The 13,147-nt window shown below is 70.7% G+C and carries 12 protein-coding genes; 10 read left to right on the plus strand and 2 right to left on the minus strand.

Annotation, left to right across the window (positions count from 1 at the left end; all coding sequences use genetic code 11):
• Window positions 1-32 precede the first annotated feature (32 nt).
• Genes ACZ7L5_RS35370 through ACZ7L5_RS35385 form a run of 4 tightly spaced genes read left to right on the plus strand, consistent with a single transcriptional unit; the run spans window position 33 to window position 3,683 of the window.
• Entirely contained in the window at window positions 33-998 is a 966-nt protein-coding gene (locus tag ACZ7L5_RS35370; RefSeq protein ID WP_471522147.1) for an ABC transporter ATP-binding protein, read from the plus strand.
• Window positions 995-1,729: an ABC transporter permease gene (locus ACZ7L5_RS35375; RefSeq protein ID WP_471522149.1), complete on the plus strand. Its 735-nt coding sequence runs from the start codon at window positions 995-997 to the stop codon at window positions 1,727-1,729. Before ACZ7L5_RS35370 ends, ACZ7L5_RS35375 begins: the two co-directional genes overlap by 4 nt.
• Window positions 1,730-1,753: 24 nt before the next feature.
• Window positions 1,754-3,043 carry a sensor histidine kinase gene (locus tag ACZ7L5_RS35380; RefSeq protein ID WP_471522151.1) on the plus strand — a complete coding sequence of 430 codons (1,290 nt, stop codon included), beginning with the start codon at window positions 1,754-1,756 and terminating at the stop codon, window positions 3,041-3,043.
• Window positions 3,036-3,683 carry a response regulator gene (locus ACZ7L5_RS35385; protein ID WP_471522153.1) on the plus strand — a complete coding sequence of 216 codons (648 nt, stop codon included), beginning with the start codon at window positions 3,036-3,038 and terminating at the stop codon, window positions 3,681-3,683. Before ACZ7L5_RS35380 ends, ACZ7L5_RS35385 begins: the two co-directional genes overlap by 8 nt.
• A gap of 209 nt (window positions 3,684-3,892) precedes the next feature.
• Here the strand turns inward: ACZ7L5_RS35385 and ACZ7L5_RS35390 are convergent, their stop codons facing one another.
• A complete protein-coding gene (locus tag ACZ7L5_RS35390) occupies window positions 3,893-4,111 on the minus strand; it encodes a hypothetical protein (protein ID WP_471522155.1) in 219 nt (72 codons plus the stop codon).
• A 95-nt stretch (window positions 4,112-4,206) separates the two neighbouring features.
• Window positions 4,207-6,462 carry a glycogen debranching protein GlgX gene (glgX, locus tag ACZ7L5_RS35395; protein ID WP_471522157.1) on the minus strand — a complete coding sequence of 752 codons (2,256 nt, stop codon included), beginning with the start codon at window positions 6,460-6,462 and terminating at the stop codon, window positions 4,207-4,209.
• Between the two features lie 169 nt (window positions 6,463-6,631).
• Between glgX and ACZ7L5_RS35400 the strand changes: the two genes are divergently transcribed.
• The 6 genes from ACZ7L5_RS35400 to ACZ7L5_RS35425 all read left to right on the plus strand — a co-directional run bounded on the left by ACZ7L5_RS35400 (window position 6,632) and on the right by ACZ7L5_RS35425 (window position 13,144).
• Window positions 6,632-7,873, plus strand: coding sequence for a L,D-transpeptidase (locus ACZ7L5_RS35400; protein ID WP_471522159.1), 1,242 nt, complete (start codon window positions 6,632-6,634; stop codon window positions 7,871-7,873).
• 170 nt (window positions 7,874-8,043) lie between these two features.
• Window positions 8,044-9,285 carry a L,D-transpeptidase gene (locus ACZ7L5_RS35405; protein WP_471522161.1) on the plus strand — a complete coding sequence of 414 codons (1,242 nt, stop codon included), beginning with the start codon at window positions 8,044-8,046 and terminating at the stop codon, window positions 9,283-9,285.
• A gap of 192 nt (window positions 9,286-9,477) precedes the next feature.
• The gene (locus ACZ7L5_RS35410) at window positions 9,478-10,245 is read left to right on the plus strand and encodes an enoyl-CoA hydratase/isomerase family protein (protein ID WP_328879207.1); all 768 of its coding nucleotides are present in this window, start codon (window positions 9,478-9,480) and stop codon (window positions 10,243-10,245) included.
• Window positions 10,246-10,540: 295 nt separating this feature from the next.
• A complete protein-coding gene (locus tag ACZ7L5_RS35415; RefSeq protein ID WP_328879206.1) occupies window positions 10,541-11,044 on the plus strand; it encodes an ATP-binding protein in 504 nt (167 codons plus the stop codon).
• Between the two features lie 188 nt (window positions 11,045-11,232).
• Window positions 11,233-12,420 (plus strand): YncE family protein, encoded by a 1,188-nt coding sequence (locus tag ACZ7L5_RS35420; protein WP_471522163.1) that lies wholly within the window; start codon window positions 11,233-11,235, stop codon window positions 12,418-12,420.
• Window positions 12,421-12,511: 91 nt separating this feature from the next.
• Window positions 12,512-13,144, plus strand: coding sequence for an ADP-ribosyltransferase (locus tag ACZ7L5_RS35425; protein WP_471522164.1), 633 nt, complete (start codon window positions 12,512-12,514; stop codon window positions 13,142-13,144).
• Window positions 13,145-13,147: the final 3 nt, after the last annotated feature.

The raw sequence follows: 13,147 nt of genomic DNA on the forward strand, positions 1-13,147 counted from the left end.
CCGGCCCCCGCCCCGCCGCGACCCTGATGGCCATGTCCGTCATCGAAGTCACCGATCTGCGCAAGTCCTACGGCGGCCGAACCGTCGTCGACGGTGTCTCGTTCGCCGTCGACGAGGGCGAGATCTTCGGCATCCTCGGCCCGAACGGCGCCGGCAAGACCACCACCGTCGAGTGCGTCGAGGGCCTGCGCGTCCCCGACGCGGGCCGTGTCCGGGTCACCGGCCTCGACCCCGTCGCCGACCACGACCGCGTCACGCACGTCCTCGGCGCCCAGCTCCAGGAGAGCCGCCTCCAGGAGAAACTCACCGTGCGCGAGGCGCTCCAGCTGTATGCGGCCTTCTACCCGAACCCCGCCGACTGGCGCCCGCTCGCCGAGCGTCTGGGCCTGACCGACCGGCTCGGCGCCCGCTTCGGCAAGCTGTCCGGCGGCCAGAAACAACGGCTGTTCATCGCGCTGGCCCTCATCGGCAACCCTCGGATCGTGGTCCTCGACGAGCTGACCACCGGCCTCGACCCGCGGGCCCGCCGGGACACCTGGCAGCTCATCGAGGAGGTGCGGGGCAGCGGGGTGACCGTCCTGCTGGTCACCCACTTCATGGAGGAGGCGCAGCGGCTCTGCGACCGGATCGCCGTGATCGACAAGGGGCGGATCGCCGCCCTGGACACCCCGGCCGGGCTGATCCGCCGCTCCGCGGGCGCCACGGTGATCACGTTCACGCCGTCCGCGCCGCTGGACGAGCAGGAGCTGAGCGCCCTGCCCGCGCTGGCCTCCGTCGCGTACAAGGACGGCCGGGTCACCCTGGCCGGCAGCGACGACACGGTCAACGCCGTGATCACCCTGCTCGCCCGCCACCGCATCACCGCCCACCAGCTGCGCGTCAGCGACGCCACGCTGGACGACGCTTTCCTGGACCTGACGGAGACGGACTTGACGAAGACGAACGTGACGGAGACGGACCCGACGAAGACGGACGACCTCACGGAGACCACGCCATGAACACCGCCGTACTGCGCACCGAGGCCCGCCTGCTCGCCCGCGAACCGGGCAGCCTCTTCTGGATCCTCGTCTTCCCGCCCGCGCTGCTGGCCGTCCTGGGCGCCGTCCCCGCGTTCCGCGAGCCCCAGGACGGGCTGGACGGCCTGCGCATCGTCGACACGTATGTCCCCGTGACCGTGCTGGTCGGCATGATCGTCGCCGGTGTGCAGTCGATGCCGGCGGGCCTCACCGGCTACCGGGAGCACGGCATCCTGCGCCGCATGTCCACGACCCCGGCCCGGCCGTCGGCGCTGCTGTCCGCACAGATGCTGGTGCACGCCCTGGCCGCCGTCCTCTCGGCGCTGCTGGCGCTCGCGGTCGGGCGGCTCGCCTACGACGTACGACTGCCCGGACAGCCGTACGGCTATCTGCTCGCCCTCGTGCCGGCGGTCCTCGCCGCGCTGGCGCTGGGGTCCGTGATCTCGGCGGTGTCCCGGACCGTGAAGATCGCGGGTGCCGTCGGCACGGCGGTGTTCTTCCCGATGCTGTTCTGCGCGGGCGTGTGGCTGCCGGTGCAGGCGATGCCCGACGTGATGGCCGACGTGGTGGGGCTGACGCCGTTCGGCGCCGCCGCGCAGGCCCTCAACGAGGCCACGGCGGGGGACTGGCCCGGCTGGGGCCACCTCGGCGTCATGGCCGCCTGGACGGTCGTGCTGTCGGTGGCGGCCGCGCGCTGGTTCCGCTGGGAGTAGGGGCCGGACGTGCAGACTGGTGGCATGACCGCGGTGGACACCGACATCGAGCGGCGCTGGGAGCTGATCCGCAGCAAGGGGCCGTACGGGCTGCTCGCGTTCGCCACGCTGCTGTCGGTCGCCACCGCCGAGCTGACGCCGGACAGGGCGGAACGGATCGCGGTCGCGGGACTGGTCGCCACGGGGTTCGCACTCCAGCTGTGGTGGGTCCGCGCGAGCCGCACCCGTCCGGGCCCGTCCACCGCCGGCGCCGTGTACTACACCGTGCGCTGGGCCCTCGGCTTCGCGCTCACCTGGCTGAATCCGTTCTTCGCCTTCTACGCGGTCACCGGCTACTTCGACTCCGAGGAACTGTTGCGCGGGCGGCGCCTGCCGTGGATCGGCCCGTTCGTCTGCTCCATCGCCGTCTCGGGCGCCCAGGCCGGGGGGCTCCCGTTCAAGGAGCCCGTGCAGTGGGTGGTGTTCGGCGCGCTCCTGGTGGTCAACAACGTCATCCTGACCGTGGTCGGCCACCTCACCTCGCAGCAGGAGGAACGCTCCCGCGCCCGCGCCGAGACCATCGCCGAACTCGAACGCGCCAACACGGCACTCCAGCAGGCGCTGGACGAGAACGCGGCCCTCCACGCCCAACTCCTCGTCCAGGCCCGCGAGGCCGGCGTCGCCGACGAGCGCCGGCGGCTGGCCGCCGAGATCCACGACACCATCGCCCAGGGCCTGACCGGCATCATCGCCCAGCTCCAGGTCGTCGCGAACGCCTCCGACCTGCCCACCGCCCGCACCCACCTCGACCGCGCGTCCGCCCTCGCCCGCCACAGCCTCGGCGAGGCCCGCCGCTCGGTGCACAATCTCGCCCCCGTCGCCCTGGAACACGACGGACTGCCCGAGGCCCTGAAGGGCACGGTCGCCGAATGGGCCGAACGGACCGGCGTACGCGTCGAGTTCACGGTCACCGGCACCGCGGAGCAACTACACGACGAACTCTCGGCGACGCTGCTGAGGATCGCCCAGGAGGCCCTTTCCAACACCTCCCGGCACGCCCGCGCGACCCGGGTGGGCGTCACCCTGTCCTTCCTCGGCGACGAGGTGATCCTCGACATCCGCGACGACGGCCGGGGCTTCGATCCGCTCGCCCTGCCCGAGCGCAGCCTCCCCCACTCTCGACTTCGCTCGAGCGGGGGGACCCCCATCGGCGGCTTCGGCCTCGCCGGCATGCGCGCCCGCGCCGAACGCATGGCCGGTTCCCTCACCGTCGAGTCCGAGCCGGGGCACGGCACGGCCGTGTCGGCTCGCGTACCGTTGGTGCGCCATGAGTAGTGACGAGGCGTCCATCTCCCTGCTGATCGTCGACGACCATCCCGTCGTCCGGGACGGCCTGCGCGGCATGTTCGAGTCCGCGTCCGGCTTCCACGTCCTCGGCGAGGCCGCCGACGGACTGGAAGCGGTCGAGAAGGCCGGGGCCCTCGACCCCGACGTGATCCTGATGGACCTGCGCATGCCGGGCGGCGGCGGGGTCGACGCGATCGCCGAGCTGACCCGGCGCGGCGCCCGCGCGAAGGTCCTCGTACTGACGACGTACGACACGGACACCGACACCCTCCCGGCGATCGAGGCGGGCGCCACCGGCTACCTCCTCAAGGACGCCCCGCGCGACGACCTGTTCACGGCCGTACGCGCCGCCGCCGAGGGCCGCACGGTTCTCTCCCCGGCCGTGGCCTCCCGCCTCGTCTCGGCGGTCCGCGCCCCGAAGGCCGCCGGCAACGAGCCCCTCTCAGCCCGCGAGCGCGAGGTCCTGGCCCTGGTCGCCAAGGGCACGTCCAACCGCGAGATCGCCCGCGAACTCTTCATCAGCGAGGCGACCGTGAAGACCCACCTCACCCACCTCTACGCCAAGCTGGGCGTCAACGACCGGGCAGCGGCGGTCGCCACGGCGTACCAGCGGGGGATCCTGGGCTAGGCCGTATCCGCAGAGTCCCGCCTGCCCCGCGGCGCCTGGCACGCTCCCCCACTCTCGGGTTCGCTCGAGCGGGAGGGGCCCCCACCGCCGCACCCGGCGAAGGCCCGAGTACGTCCAGTACGAGGGTCTCCGCCCGGCACGCCGAGAGCACGCACCAGACGCCGCGGGGCCCGCCTTCCGGGCGAACGACGGGACTTTGCGGACACGACCTAGCCCGTATGGGGCAGGAGACCGGAGGCGATCCGCTCCCAGGACGTCTTCAGCTCCGCCAGCAGTTCCGGCTTGTCGCGCGCCAGGTCGGCCGGACGCTCGGCGGGGGCGGCTTCGACGGGCTCGGCGGCAGCCGCGGGGGTGGCCGTGGCGGCGACGGCGGTCACGGCGCCGCCGCCGACGAGACCACCGAAGGCACGGCGGGAAATCTCGGGCATGCCTCTCAGTCGATCAGCGGGCCGAGCCCCGTGACCAGGAAACCGGCGCGTAGTTCATGCGACTGCAACGCCACCTCAGCAAACCGCGCGCGCAGTCAGTCGAGCACCCGCAGCAGCAGCACGGCCCGCGCCGGCACCGTGATCGCCACCCCCGCCCGGTGCTCCACCCCCGGCGCCTCCCCCTGCTCCTCCCTTGACGTGTCGACGACCACCTCGTACCGCTCCGCCCACGGCGGCCCCGGCAGGACGAAGGTCACCGGGCGGTCGCCGGCGTGCAGGACGGCCAGGAAGCTGTCGTCGAGGATCGGCGCCCCCCGCTCGTCGCGGCCCGGGATGTCCCGGCCGGAGAGGTACATGCCCAGCGTGGCGGCGGGGGCGTACCAGTCCCGTTCCGTCATCTCCGAGCCGCGCAGGGTGAACCAGGCCAGGTCCCGCAGGCCGTCGGCCGAATGGGCCCGCCCGGAGAAGAAGGCGCGGCGGCGCAGCACGGGATGCCGGTGGCGGAGCTCGATCAGCCGGGCCGTCAGGTCGAACAGGGCCTTCCAGCCCGGGTCCTCCAGCAGCCCCCAGTCCAGCCAGCTGATCTCGTTGTCCTGGCAGTAGGCGTTGTTGTTGCCCCGCTGCGTCCGCCCCAGCTCGTCGCCCGCGACCAGCATCGGCACGCCCGTCGACAGCAGCAGGGTCGTCAGCAGGTTCCGCAACTGCCGGCGCCGCAGCGTCCGCACGCGCTCGTCGTCCGTCTCGCCCTCGGCCCCGCAGTTCCAGGACCGGTTGTCGTTCGAGCCGTCCCGGTTGCCCTCGCCGTTCGCCTCGTTGTGCTTGCGCTCGTAGGACACCATGTCCCGCAGCGTGAATCCGTCGTGCGCCGTCACGAAGTTGACCGAGGCGTACGGCCGCCGTCCGCCCCACGCGTACAGGTCGCTCGACCCCGACAGCCGGTACCCCAGGTCCCGTACGTCCGGCAGCGCGCCCCGCCAGAAGTCCCGCACGGCATTGCGGTAGCGGTCGTTCCATTCCGTCCACAGGGGTGGGAACGCGCCCACCTGGTAGCCGCCCGAACCCACGTCCCACGGCTCGGCGATCAGCTTCACCCGCCGCAGCACCGGATCCTGCGCGATCACGGCGAGGAACGGCGAGAGCATGTCGACGTCGTGCATGGAACGGGCCAGCGCCGCCGCCAGGTCGAAACGGAAGCCGTCCACGCCCATCTCGGTCACCCAGTAGCGCAGCGAGTCGGTGATGAGGCGGAGCACGTGCGGCTGCACGACGTGCAGCGTGTTGCCGCAGCCCGTGTAGTCGGCGTACCTGCGCGCGTCCGACTGCAACCGGTAGTACCCCCGGTTGTCGATGCCCTTCAGCGACAGCATCGGGCCCAGCTCGCCCGCCTCCGCGGTGTGGTTGTAGACCACGTCGAGGATGACCTCGATCCCGGCCGCGTGCAGCGCATGCACCATCGCCTTGAACTCGCCGACCTGCTGACCGGTCGTACCGGACGCGGCATAGCCCGCGTGCGGGGCGAAGTAGCCGATGGAGTTGTAGCCCCAGTAGTTGCGCAGGCCCTTGCGCAGCAGATGGTCCTCGTGCGCGAACTGGTGCACCGGCAGCAGCTCCACCGCCGTCACCCCCAGCTTCACCAGGTGCTCGATCGCCGCCGGATGCGCGAGCCCGGCGTACGTGCCCCGCAGCTCCTGCGGTATCCCCGGATGCAGCTCGGTGAAGCCCCGTACATGCACCTCGTAGATCACCGAGTCCGCCCACGGCGTCTTCGGCCGTCGGTCGTCCATCCACTCGTCGTCGGGGGCGTCGTCGTGGACGACCACGCCCTTCGGGACGTACGGCGCCGAGTCCCGGTCGTCGCGCACGGTGTCGGCGACATGCTGCTGGGGCCAGTCGCGGACATGCCCGTACACCTCGGGCGGCAGACTGAAGTCGCCGTCCACCGCGCGCGCGTACGGGTCGAGAAGCAGTTTCGCCGGGTTCCAGCGGCCCCCGGTCCACGGGTCCCAGCGGCCGTGCACCCGGTAGCCGTAGCGCTGGCCCGGCATGATCCCCGGCACGAAGCCGTGCCAGATCTCGTGCGTCAGCTCGGTGAGCCGGGCCCGGGTCTCCTTGCCCTGCGCGTCGAACAGACACAGCTCGACGGCCTCCGCGCCCCCCGCCCACAGCGCGAAGTTGGTGCCCGCCACCCCGTCCGGGCCGACCCGGAAGCGAGCACCGAGCGGCATCGGCGCGCCCGGCCACACCGGCACGGCAGGGGTCTTGCGCTGCGCCCCGTTCACGACGGCGGCCGGGCGCCCCTCCTCAGCGGCGACCGCCCCGGCCACCGCCTCCTGCTCGGCTGCGCTCGACACCTGTCGGCCTCCCACGGCTCATGGACCACACGCATACACACGCACAGGGAAAGAGAGCCCACGGTGTCCCGGTCCGCGGCTCCCCATCGCGTCGTCCTCCCCACTGTTCTGCCCACCGCCGGGCTCGCACTCACGTTTCCCCGGGGCCACCCCGGTCGTTGGGGTCTTCGTGAGGCACGTACAAGGGCGCGCGCGGCGCGCGAGGGCCGTGTTGGCCGCCGTACTGACATGGGCAGGACTGCTGGCAGGTGCTGCCGGCTGCACTTCGGACGGCGGTGGCACGGACCGGACGCTGGGCAAACCCCGGGCACCCGAGGACGTCATCCGGGTCACGCCCGACGACGAGTCCAAGGGCGCCCGCCCCGACGACCCGCTGCTGGTCCGCGTGCTCAGCGGACGCCTGGAGTCGGTGAAGGTCGTCAAGTCCCAGGACGCCCAGGACACCCCGGTGCCCGGGCGCATCTCCGCGGACGGCCGGCGCTGGGAGCCCGAGGACCCCGCGCTCGCGCTGGCCGCCAAGTACACGATCGACGCGGTGGCCGTCGACGGCCACGGACGCCGCAGCGCACGGCACACGACATTCACCACGTACGTCCCCGAGGAGCGGTTCATCGGATACGTCGCCCCGGAGAACCGCTCCACCGTCGGTACCGGGATGATCGTCTCCCTGGACTTCAACCGCGAGATCGAGAACCGCGCCGCCGTCGAACGCGCCATCCAGGTCACCGCCGAACCCGACGTGGAGATCCGCCCGCACTGGTTCGGCCCGGGCCGCCTCGACTTCCGCCCCGAGCACTACTGGAAGCCCGGCACCCAGGTCACCGTCGCGCTGCGGCTGCGGGACGTCGAGGGGGCGCCCGGGGTGTACGGGCAGCAGTACAAGACGTTCTCCTTCACCGTCGGCCGCCACCAGGTCTCCGTCGTCGACGCGGCCAAGCACACCATGGAGGTCCGGCGCGACGGCGAGCTCCTGACGACCGTGCCGATCACGGCCGGCGCTCCGAAGAACACCACCTACAACGGCAAGATGGTGGTCACCGAGATGCTGGAACTGACCCGGATGAACGGCGCCACGGTCGGCTTCAAGAAGGCCGACGGCAAGGGCGAGTACGACATCCCGGACGTCCCGCACGCCATGCGCCTGACCAACTCCGGCACCTTCCTGCACGGCAACTACTGGGCGGACGCCTCCATCTTCGGACGGAGCAATGTCAGTCACGGATGCGTGGGGCTCAGGGACGTCAAGGGCGGCGGTTCCGAGACGCCGGCGGGCTGGTTCTTCGACCGGAGCCTGGTCGGGGACGTCGTCGAGGTCGTCCACAGCAACGACAAAAAGGTCGCTCCCGACAATGGCCTCGGAGGATGGAATATGGGCTGGAAGGAGTGGAAGACAGGGAGTGCGGTGAAGTAACAGGACAGGGGGGTGGGTTGGCCGCCCGGCCGACCGTCCGTCGATGTTGGAACGGAACGGTGACAAACGCGCGGCGTCGGCGCCCTGGCCTTGTGGTTAATATGCGCCGATGCGCGTGGCAAATGCGCGGGCGCGCGGGCCTGACCAGGCCCGGGGGAGGGGAGAAGGACTTGAACGTGCGGCCGATATCGGGGGCGTCGGTTGACGCGCGCGGGAGGCGTGGGCGCAAGGGGCTGACGGCGATGGCCGGAGTGCTGCTGCTCGCCGTCACCGCGTGCGGCGGGGGCGGCGGATCGGACTCCGGGGCCGGTGACGGCAAGGGCGGCGACGCCTCCACCGCGGAGGCCAAGAAGTCCAGCGCCGTCGTGACCATAGCCCCGGGGGACGGCGCCAAGTCCGTCGAGACCAGCGGGGCGCTGAAGGTGACCGCGGCCAAGGGCAGGCTGACGGATGTCGAGGTCAAGGACACCAAGGGCAACGCGATAGCCGGGAAGATATCCGGCGACGGCGCCACCTGGACGCCGTCCACGCACCTCGCCGCCGCCACCAAGTACACGGTGCACGCGGTCGCCAAGGACTCCGACGGCCTGAAGGCCGCCAAGGAGGCCGACTTCACCACCCTGACACCGAAGAACACCTTCCTCGGCCGGTTCACCCCCGAGGACGGCTCCAAGGTCGGTGTCGGAATGCCGTTCTCGATCCGCTTCGACCGGGGCATCACCAGCCCCGAGGACGTCGAGAAGGCCATCACCATCAAGACCGAGCCGGCCGTCGAGGTCGAGGGCCACTGGTTCGGCAACGACCGCCTCGACTTCCGGCCCGAGAAGTACTGGAAGGCCGGCACGAAGGTCACGGTCGACCTCAACCTCGACGGCGTCGAGGGCCGCGACGGCGTCTACGGCGAGCAGGACAAGAAGGTCACCTTCACCATCGGCCGCAACCAGGTCTCGGTCGTCGACGCCAAGGCCAAGAAGATGAAGGTCATGCAGGACGGCAAGGTCGTGAAGACCATCCCCGTCACCACCGGCGCGCCCGGCTACGAGACCTGGAACGGCCAGATGGTCATGACCGAGAAGTTCGTCCAGACCCGCATGAACGGCGACACGGTCGGCTACGAGGGCGAGTACGACATCAAGGACGTGCCGCACGCCATCCGCCTGACCGATTCCGGCACCTTCATCCACGGCAACTACTGGGCCGGCGGCGCCTTCGGCAACACCAACGCCAGCCACGGCTGCGTCGGCCTGCGCGACGTCAAGGGCGCGTGGAGCAAGGACACCCCGGCGGCGTGGTTCTACAACCACTCGATGATCGGCGACGTGGTGGTCGTGAAGAACTCCGCGGACGGGACGGTGGCCCCGGAGAACGGCCTCAACGGCTGGAACATGTCGTGGGAGAAGTGGAAGGCGTAGCGCCGATGTGATGGCCTACGGCCACGACGCTGACGTGCGGCCCCGGTGCAGGACCTCGCTGCGAGGTCCTGCACCGGGGCCGACCTCGTTGGTCCCCGTGCCGCGTCTGCCTGGGGGACAACCCCAGACCCCCGGCCGAGTGTGATCGACCGCACCCGAGCAGTGGCCGTTAGTCCCCGTTAACCTGCTGGCATGACCGTGAATCTCGAAGTCGCCGAAGGCGTCGGCACCCTGCGTCTCGACCGCCCGCCGATGAACGCGCTGGACGTCGCCACCCAGGACCGGCTCAAGGAACTCGCCGAGGAAGCGGGCCGACGTGATGACGTACGGGCCGTGGTGATCTACGGCGGGGAGAAGGTGTTCGCGGCGGGCGCGGACATCAAGGAGATGCAGGCCATGGACCATGCGGCGATGGTCCTGCGCGCCCGGGCCCTGCAGGAGTCGTTCACGGCGGTGGCCCGGATCCCGAAGCCGGTGGTCGCGGCGGTGACGGGCTACGCACTCGGCGGTGGCTGCGAGTTGGCGCTGTGCGCGGACTTCCGGATCGCCGGGGACAACGCCAAGCTGGGCCAGCCGGAGATCCTGCTCGGCCTGATCCCGGGCGCGGGCGGCACCCAGCGGCTGGCCCGGCTGATCGGCCCGTCGAAGGCGAAGGACCTGATCTTCACGGGCCGTATGGTGAAGGCTGACGAGGCCCGGGAGTTGGGCCTCGTGGACCGCGTGGTGGCGCCGGACCAGGTCTACGCCGAGGCGCACGCCTGGGCGGCGAAGCTGGCTCAGGGGCCGGCGATCGCGCTGCGTGCCGCGAAGGAGTCGATCGACACGGGCCTGGAGACGGATATCGAGACGGGCCTTGCGGTCGAACGGGGCTGGTTCGCGGGCCTGTTCGCCACGGAGGACCGGGAGCGGGGTATGCGGAGCTTCGTGGAGGAGGGGCCGGGCAAGGCCAAGTTCCTCTGACCGTCGGGAAATCCGGGACTGAAACTCCGCCGAACCACTTGCAATTGACAGGACGTCTGATCCGGGTCCCTCGATGGGGCGGTTTATGGCAGCCTTAAGGCAGCCTTAAGCGTGCCTTGTCGAGGGAGCCTGTCGATTGCCGCCAACCGACCCTTCGTCGCAGGTCGGCTGGGCTGTGGGCGGCTCCGAACTGCCCCCGTCATATGCCAACCGGGTCCTGCGGAATGACCGCTTCCGGGGGATGTATTCCTCCGGAACGGCCCCGGAGTGCCCCGCGGGCGGCCATGATGGGGGCATGGCGGGGCTGGAGGGTATCGAACAGCCGCGGGGACACGGCCGTGCGACTGCGGCGCGCTGGTCGCCGGCGGTCGAGGACGAAACTGCTGCGAAGGCGCTTGAGCTGTTCGGCAATCCCACGGAGGCGGAGGTTCCGCTCCCCTCCCGCCCGGAGTCGGCCGCCACGGCGCGACGACTGACGCAGGTGGTGGTCCTGCGTCAGTGGGGCCTGACCCCGAAGATGACGGAGGACGCCGTCCTGCTCGTCTCGGAACTGGTCGGCAACGCCGTCCGCCACACCGGCGCCCGCGTCTTCGGCCTCCGCATGCGCCGCCGCCGCGGCTGGATCCGCATCGAGGTCCGCGACCCGTCCCGGGGGCTGCCCTGTCTGATGCCGGTCCAGGAGATGGACATCAGCGGCCGGGGCCTGTTCCTGGTCGACAAACTCTCCGACCGCTGGGGCGTGGACCTGCTGCCGCGCGGCAAGACGACGTGGTTCGAGATGCGAGTGGCGGACCGCTGACGCTTGCCTCCGGCGCTTCAGCCGGGTATGGCGGCGCGGCCCCCGCCCGTCCGGCGTTCGGGGCGGAATCAACTGGTCGATGGCGACCCGCGTAACCCCGGCATTGGGTAAATAACACGTTTTCCCACCCAATGCTCATTAAATAGTCGCAGTCGCCGCCCTCCCCGCCACCCCCGGAAGACCTGCCGATGAACCTCACCCACCGCACCCTCCTCGCCGGCATCGGCCTCCTGGCCCTCGCCGCCTGCGGCACAGAGTCCCCCAAGGACAAGAGCCGCCCCGCCACGGACCCCCGCCACGGCACCCAGGCCGCCATCCCCGCCCCGGCGAAGAAGGACACCGTCCAGGGACTGCCCGGCATGCCCCCCGTACTCGACCCCAAGGACGTGTACGCCGCCGATCGCCCCAACAAGCTCTCCCCCGTCGTCAAGGACTTCCCGTCCCGCGTCTACGTCCCGAACACCGAGTCCGACACCGTCTCCGTCATCGACCCGAAGACGTACGAGATCGTCGAGACCATCCCCGTGGGCCGCCAGCCCCAGCACGTCGTCCCGTCCTGGGACCTGAAGACCCTCTGGGTCAACAACAACCGCGGCCACACCCTCACCCCCATCGATCCGAAGACCGGCAAGGCGGGCAAGGAGGTCGAGGTCCACGACCCGTACAACCTCTACTTCACGCCCAACGGCAAGTACGCCATCGTCATGGCCTCCCTCGACCGCGAACTCGTCTTCCGCGATCCGCACACCATGAAGCGGCTCAGGACCGAGCCGGTCACCTGTTACGGCGTCAACCACGCCGACTTCTCCCTGGACGGGAGGTACTTCATCGTGTCCTGTGAGTTCAGCGGTGAGCTGCTGAAGGTCGACACCGAGAAGATGAAGGTCGTCGGACAGCAGAAACTGCCCTTCGACGGGGCCATGCCGCAGGACGTCAAGGTCTCACCGGATGGCAAGCGGTTCTACATCGCCGACATGATGGCCCACGGCATGTGGGTCCTGGACGGCGACAAGTTCACCGAACCCACCCTCCTGCCCACCGGCAAGGGCTGCCACGGCCTCTACGTCAGCCGCGACTCCCGCGAGATGTACGTGTCCAACCGCGGCGAGGGCACCGTCTCCGTCTTCGACTTCACCAAGAACGAGATCACCAAGAAGTGGCACCTCCCCGACGGCGGCAGCCCCGACATGGGCGGCGTCTCCGCGGACGGCAAGGTGCTGTGGCTGTCGGGGCGTTACGACTCCGAGGTGTACGCCATCGACACCCGCACCGGCGAACAGCTCGCCCGCGTCTCCGTCGGCAGCGGCCCGCACGGCCTCGCCGTCTACCCGCAGCCGGGCCGCTACTCCCTCGGCCACACGGGCATCTTCCGCTGACGGAACGCCAGTTGACCGGCGTTCAGCGGACACGACGCCGTACGGGTGACGATCCAAGGCCCGCTGTCACGGGCCCGGGATCGTGCTTCCCATGATCTCAACTCGCCTGCGGCGGCGGGCCGCTGCCGCCGTCCTGTCCCTCTCGGCCGTCCTCGCCACGACCGCCGCCACGGCTCCCGAGTCCCCCGCACCGGCCCGCGCGGCCGCCGTCAGGGTCGCCGCCCCTGGCCCGGCCGCCGCCTGTCCCGTCCAGTACGACGACCCGGTCAAGGCCGCCGCCGACCGCCGCGTCGACGTCGACCGGATCACCCCCGAACCGGCCTGGCGCACCGGCTGCGGCACCCTCTACCGGGCCGACGGCCGCGGCCCGGTCATCGTCTTCGAGGAGGGCTTCCGGCCCAGGGACGTCATCGACGGCCAGTACGACCTGGAGCAGTACGTCCTCGTCAACCAGGCCTCCCCCTACGTCTCCACGACCTACGACCACGACCTCTACAAGAAGTGGTGGAAGTCGGGCTGGAACTACTACATCGACGCACCCGGCGGCATCGACGTCAACAAGACCATCGGCGACACCCACAAATGGGCCGACCAGGTGGAGGTCGCCTTCCCCGGCGGCATCGACCGGAAGTACGTCATCGGTGCCTGCCCGGTGGACAAGACCACCAAGGTCGAGATCATGAGCGACTGCCGGAGCAACCCGCACTTCGAGGCCTGGCACTGACGC

This window comes from Streptomyces sp. NPDC107528 (genome assembly GCF_055639295.1).

Bases quoted from the DNA above. Each gene is read 5' to 3' on its own strand.
- ACZ7L5_RS35370 (WP_471522147.1), top strand. From the start codon at position 33: ATGTCCGTCATCGAAGTCACCGATCTGCGCAAGTCCTACGGCGGCCGA.
- ACZ7L5_RS35415 (WP_328879206.1), top strand. From the start codon at position 10,541: ATGGCGGGGCTGGAGGGTATCGAACAGCCGCGGGGACACGGCCGTGCG.
- ACZ7L5_RS35420 (WP_471522163.1), top strand. From the start codon at position 11,233: ATGAACCTCACCCACCGCACCCTCCTCGCCGGCATCGGCCTCCTGGCC.
- ACZ7L5_RS35425 (WP_471522164.1), top strand. From the start codon at position 12,512: ATGATCTCAACTCGCCTGCGGCGGCGGGCCGCTGCCGCCGTCCTGTCC.
- ACZ7L5_RS35380 (WP_471522151.1), top strand. From the start codon at position 1,754: ATGACCGCGGTGGACACCGACATCGAGCGGCGCTGGGAGCTGATCCGC.
- ACZ7L5_RS35375 (WP_471522149.1), top strand. From the start codon at position 995: ATGAACACCGCCGTACTGCGCACCGAGGCCCGCCTGCTCGCCCGCGAA.
- ACZ7L5_RS35410 (WP_328879207.1), top strand. From the start codon at position 9,478: ATGACCGTGAATCTCGAAGTCGCCGAAGGCGTCGGCACCCTGCGTCTC.
- ACZ7L5_RS35390 (WP_471522155.1), bottom strand. From the start codon at position 4,111: ATGCCCGAGATTTCCCGCCGTGCCTTCGGTGGTCTCGTCGGCGGCGGC.
- ACZ7L5_RS35385 (WP_471522153.1), top strand. From the start codon at position 3,036: ATGAGTAGTGACGAGGCGTCCATCTCCCTGCTGATCGTCGACGACCAT.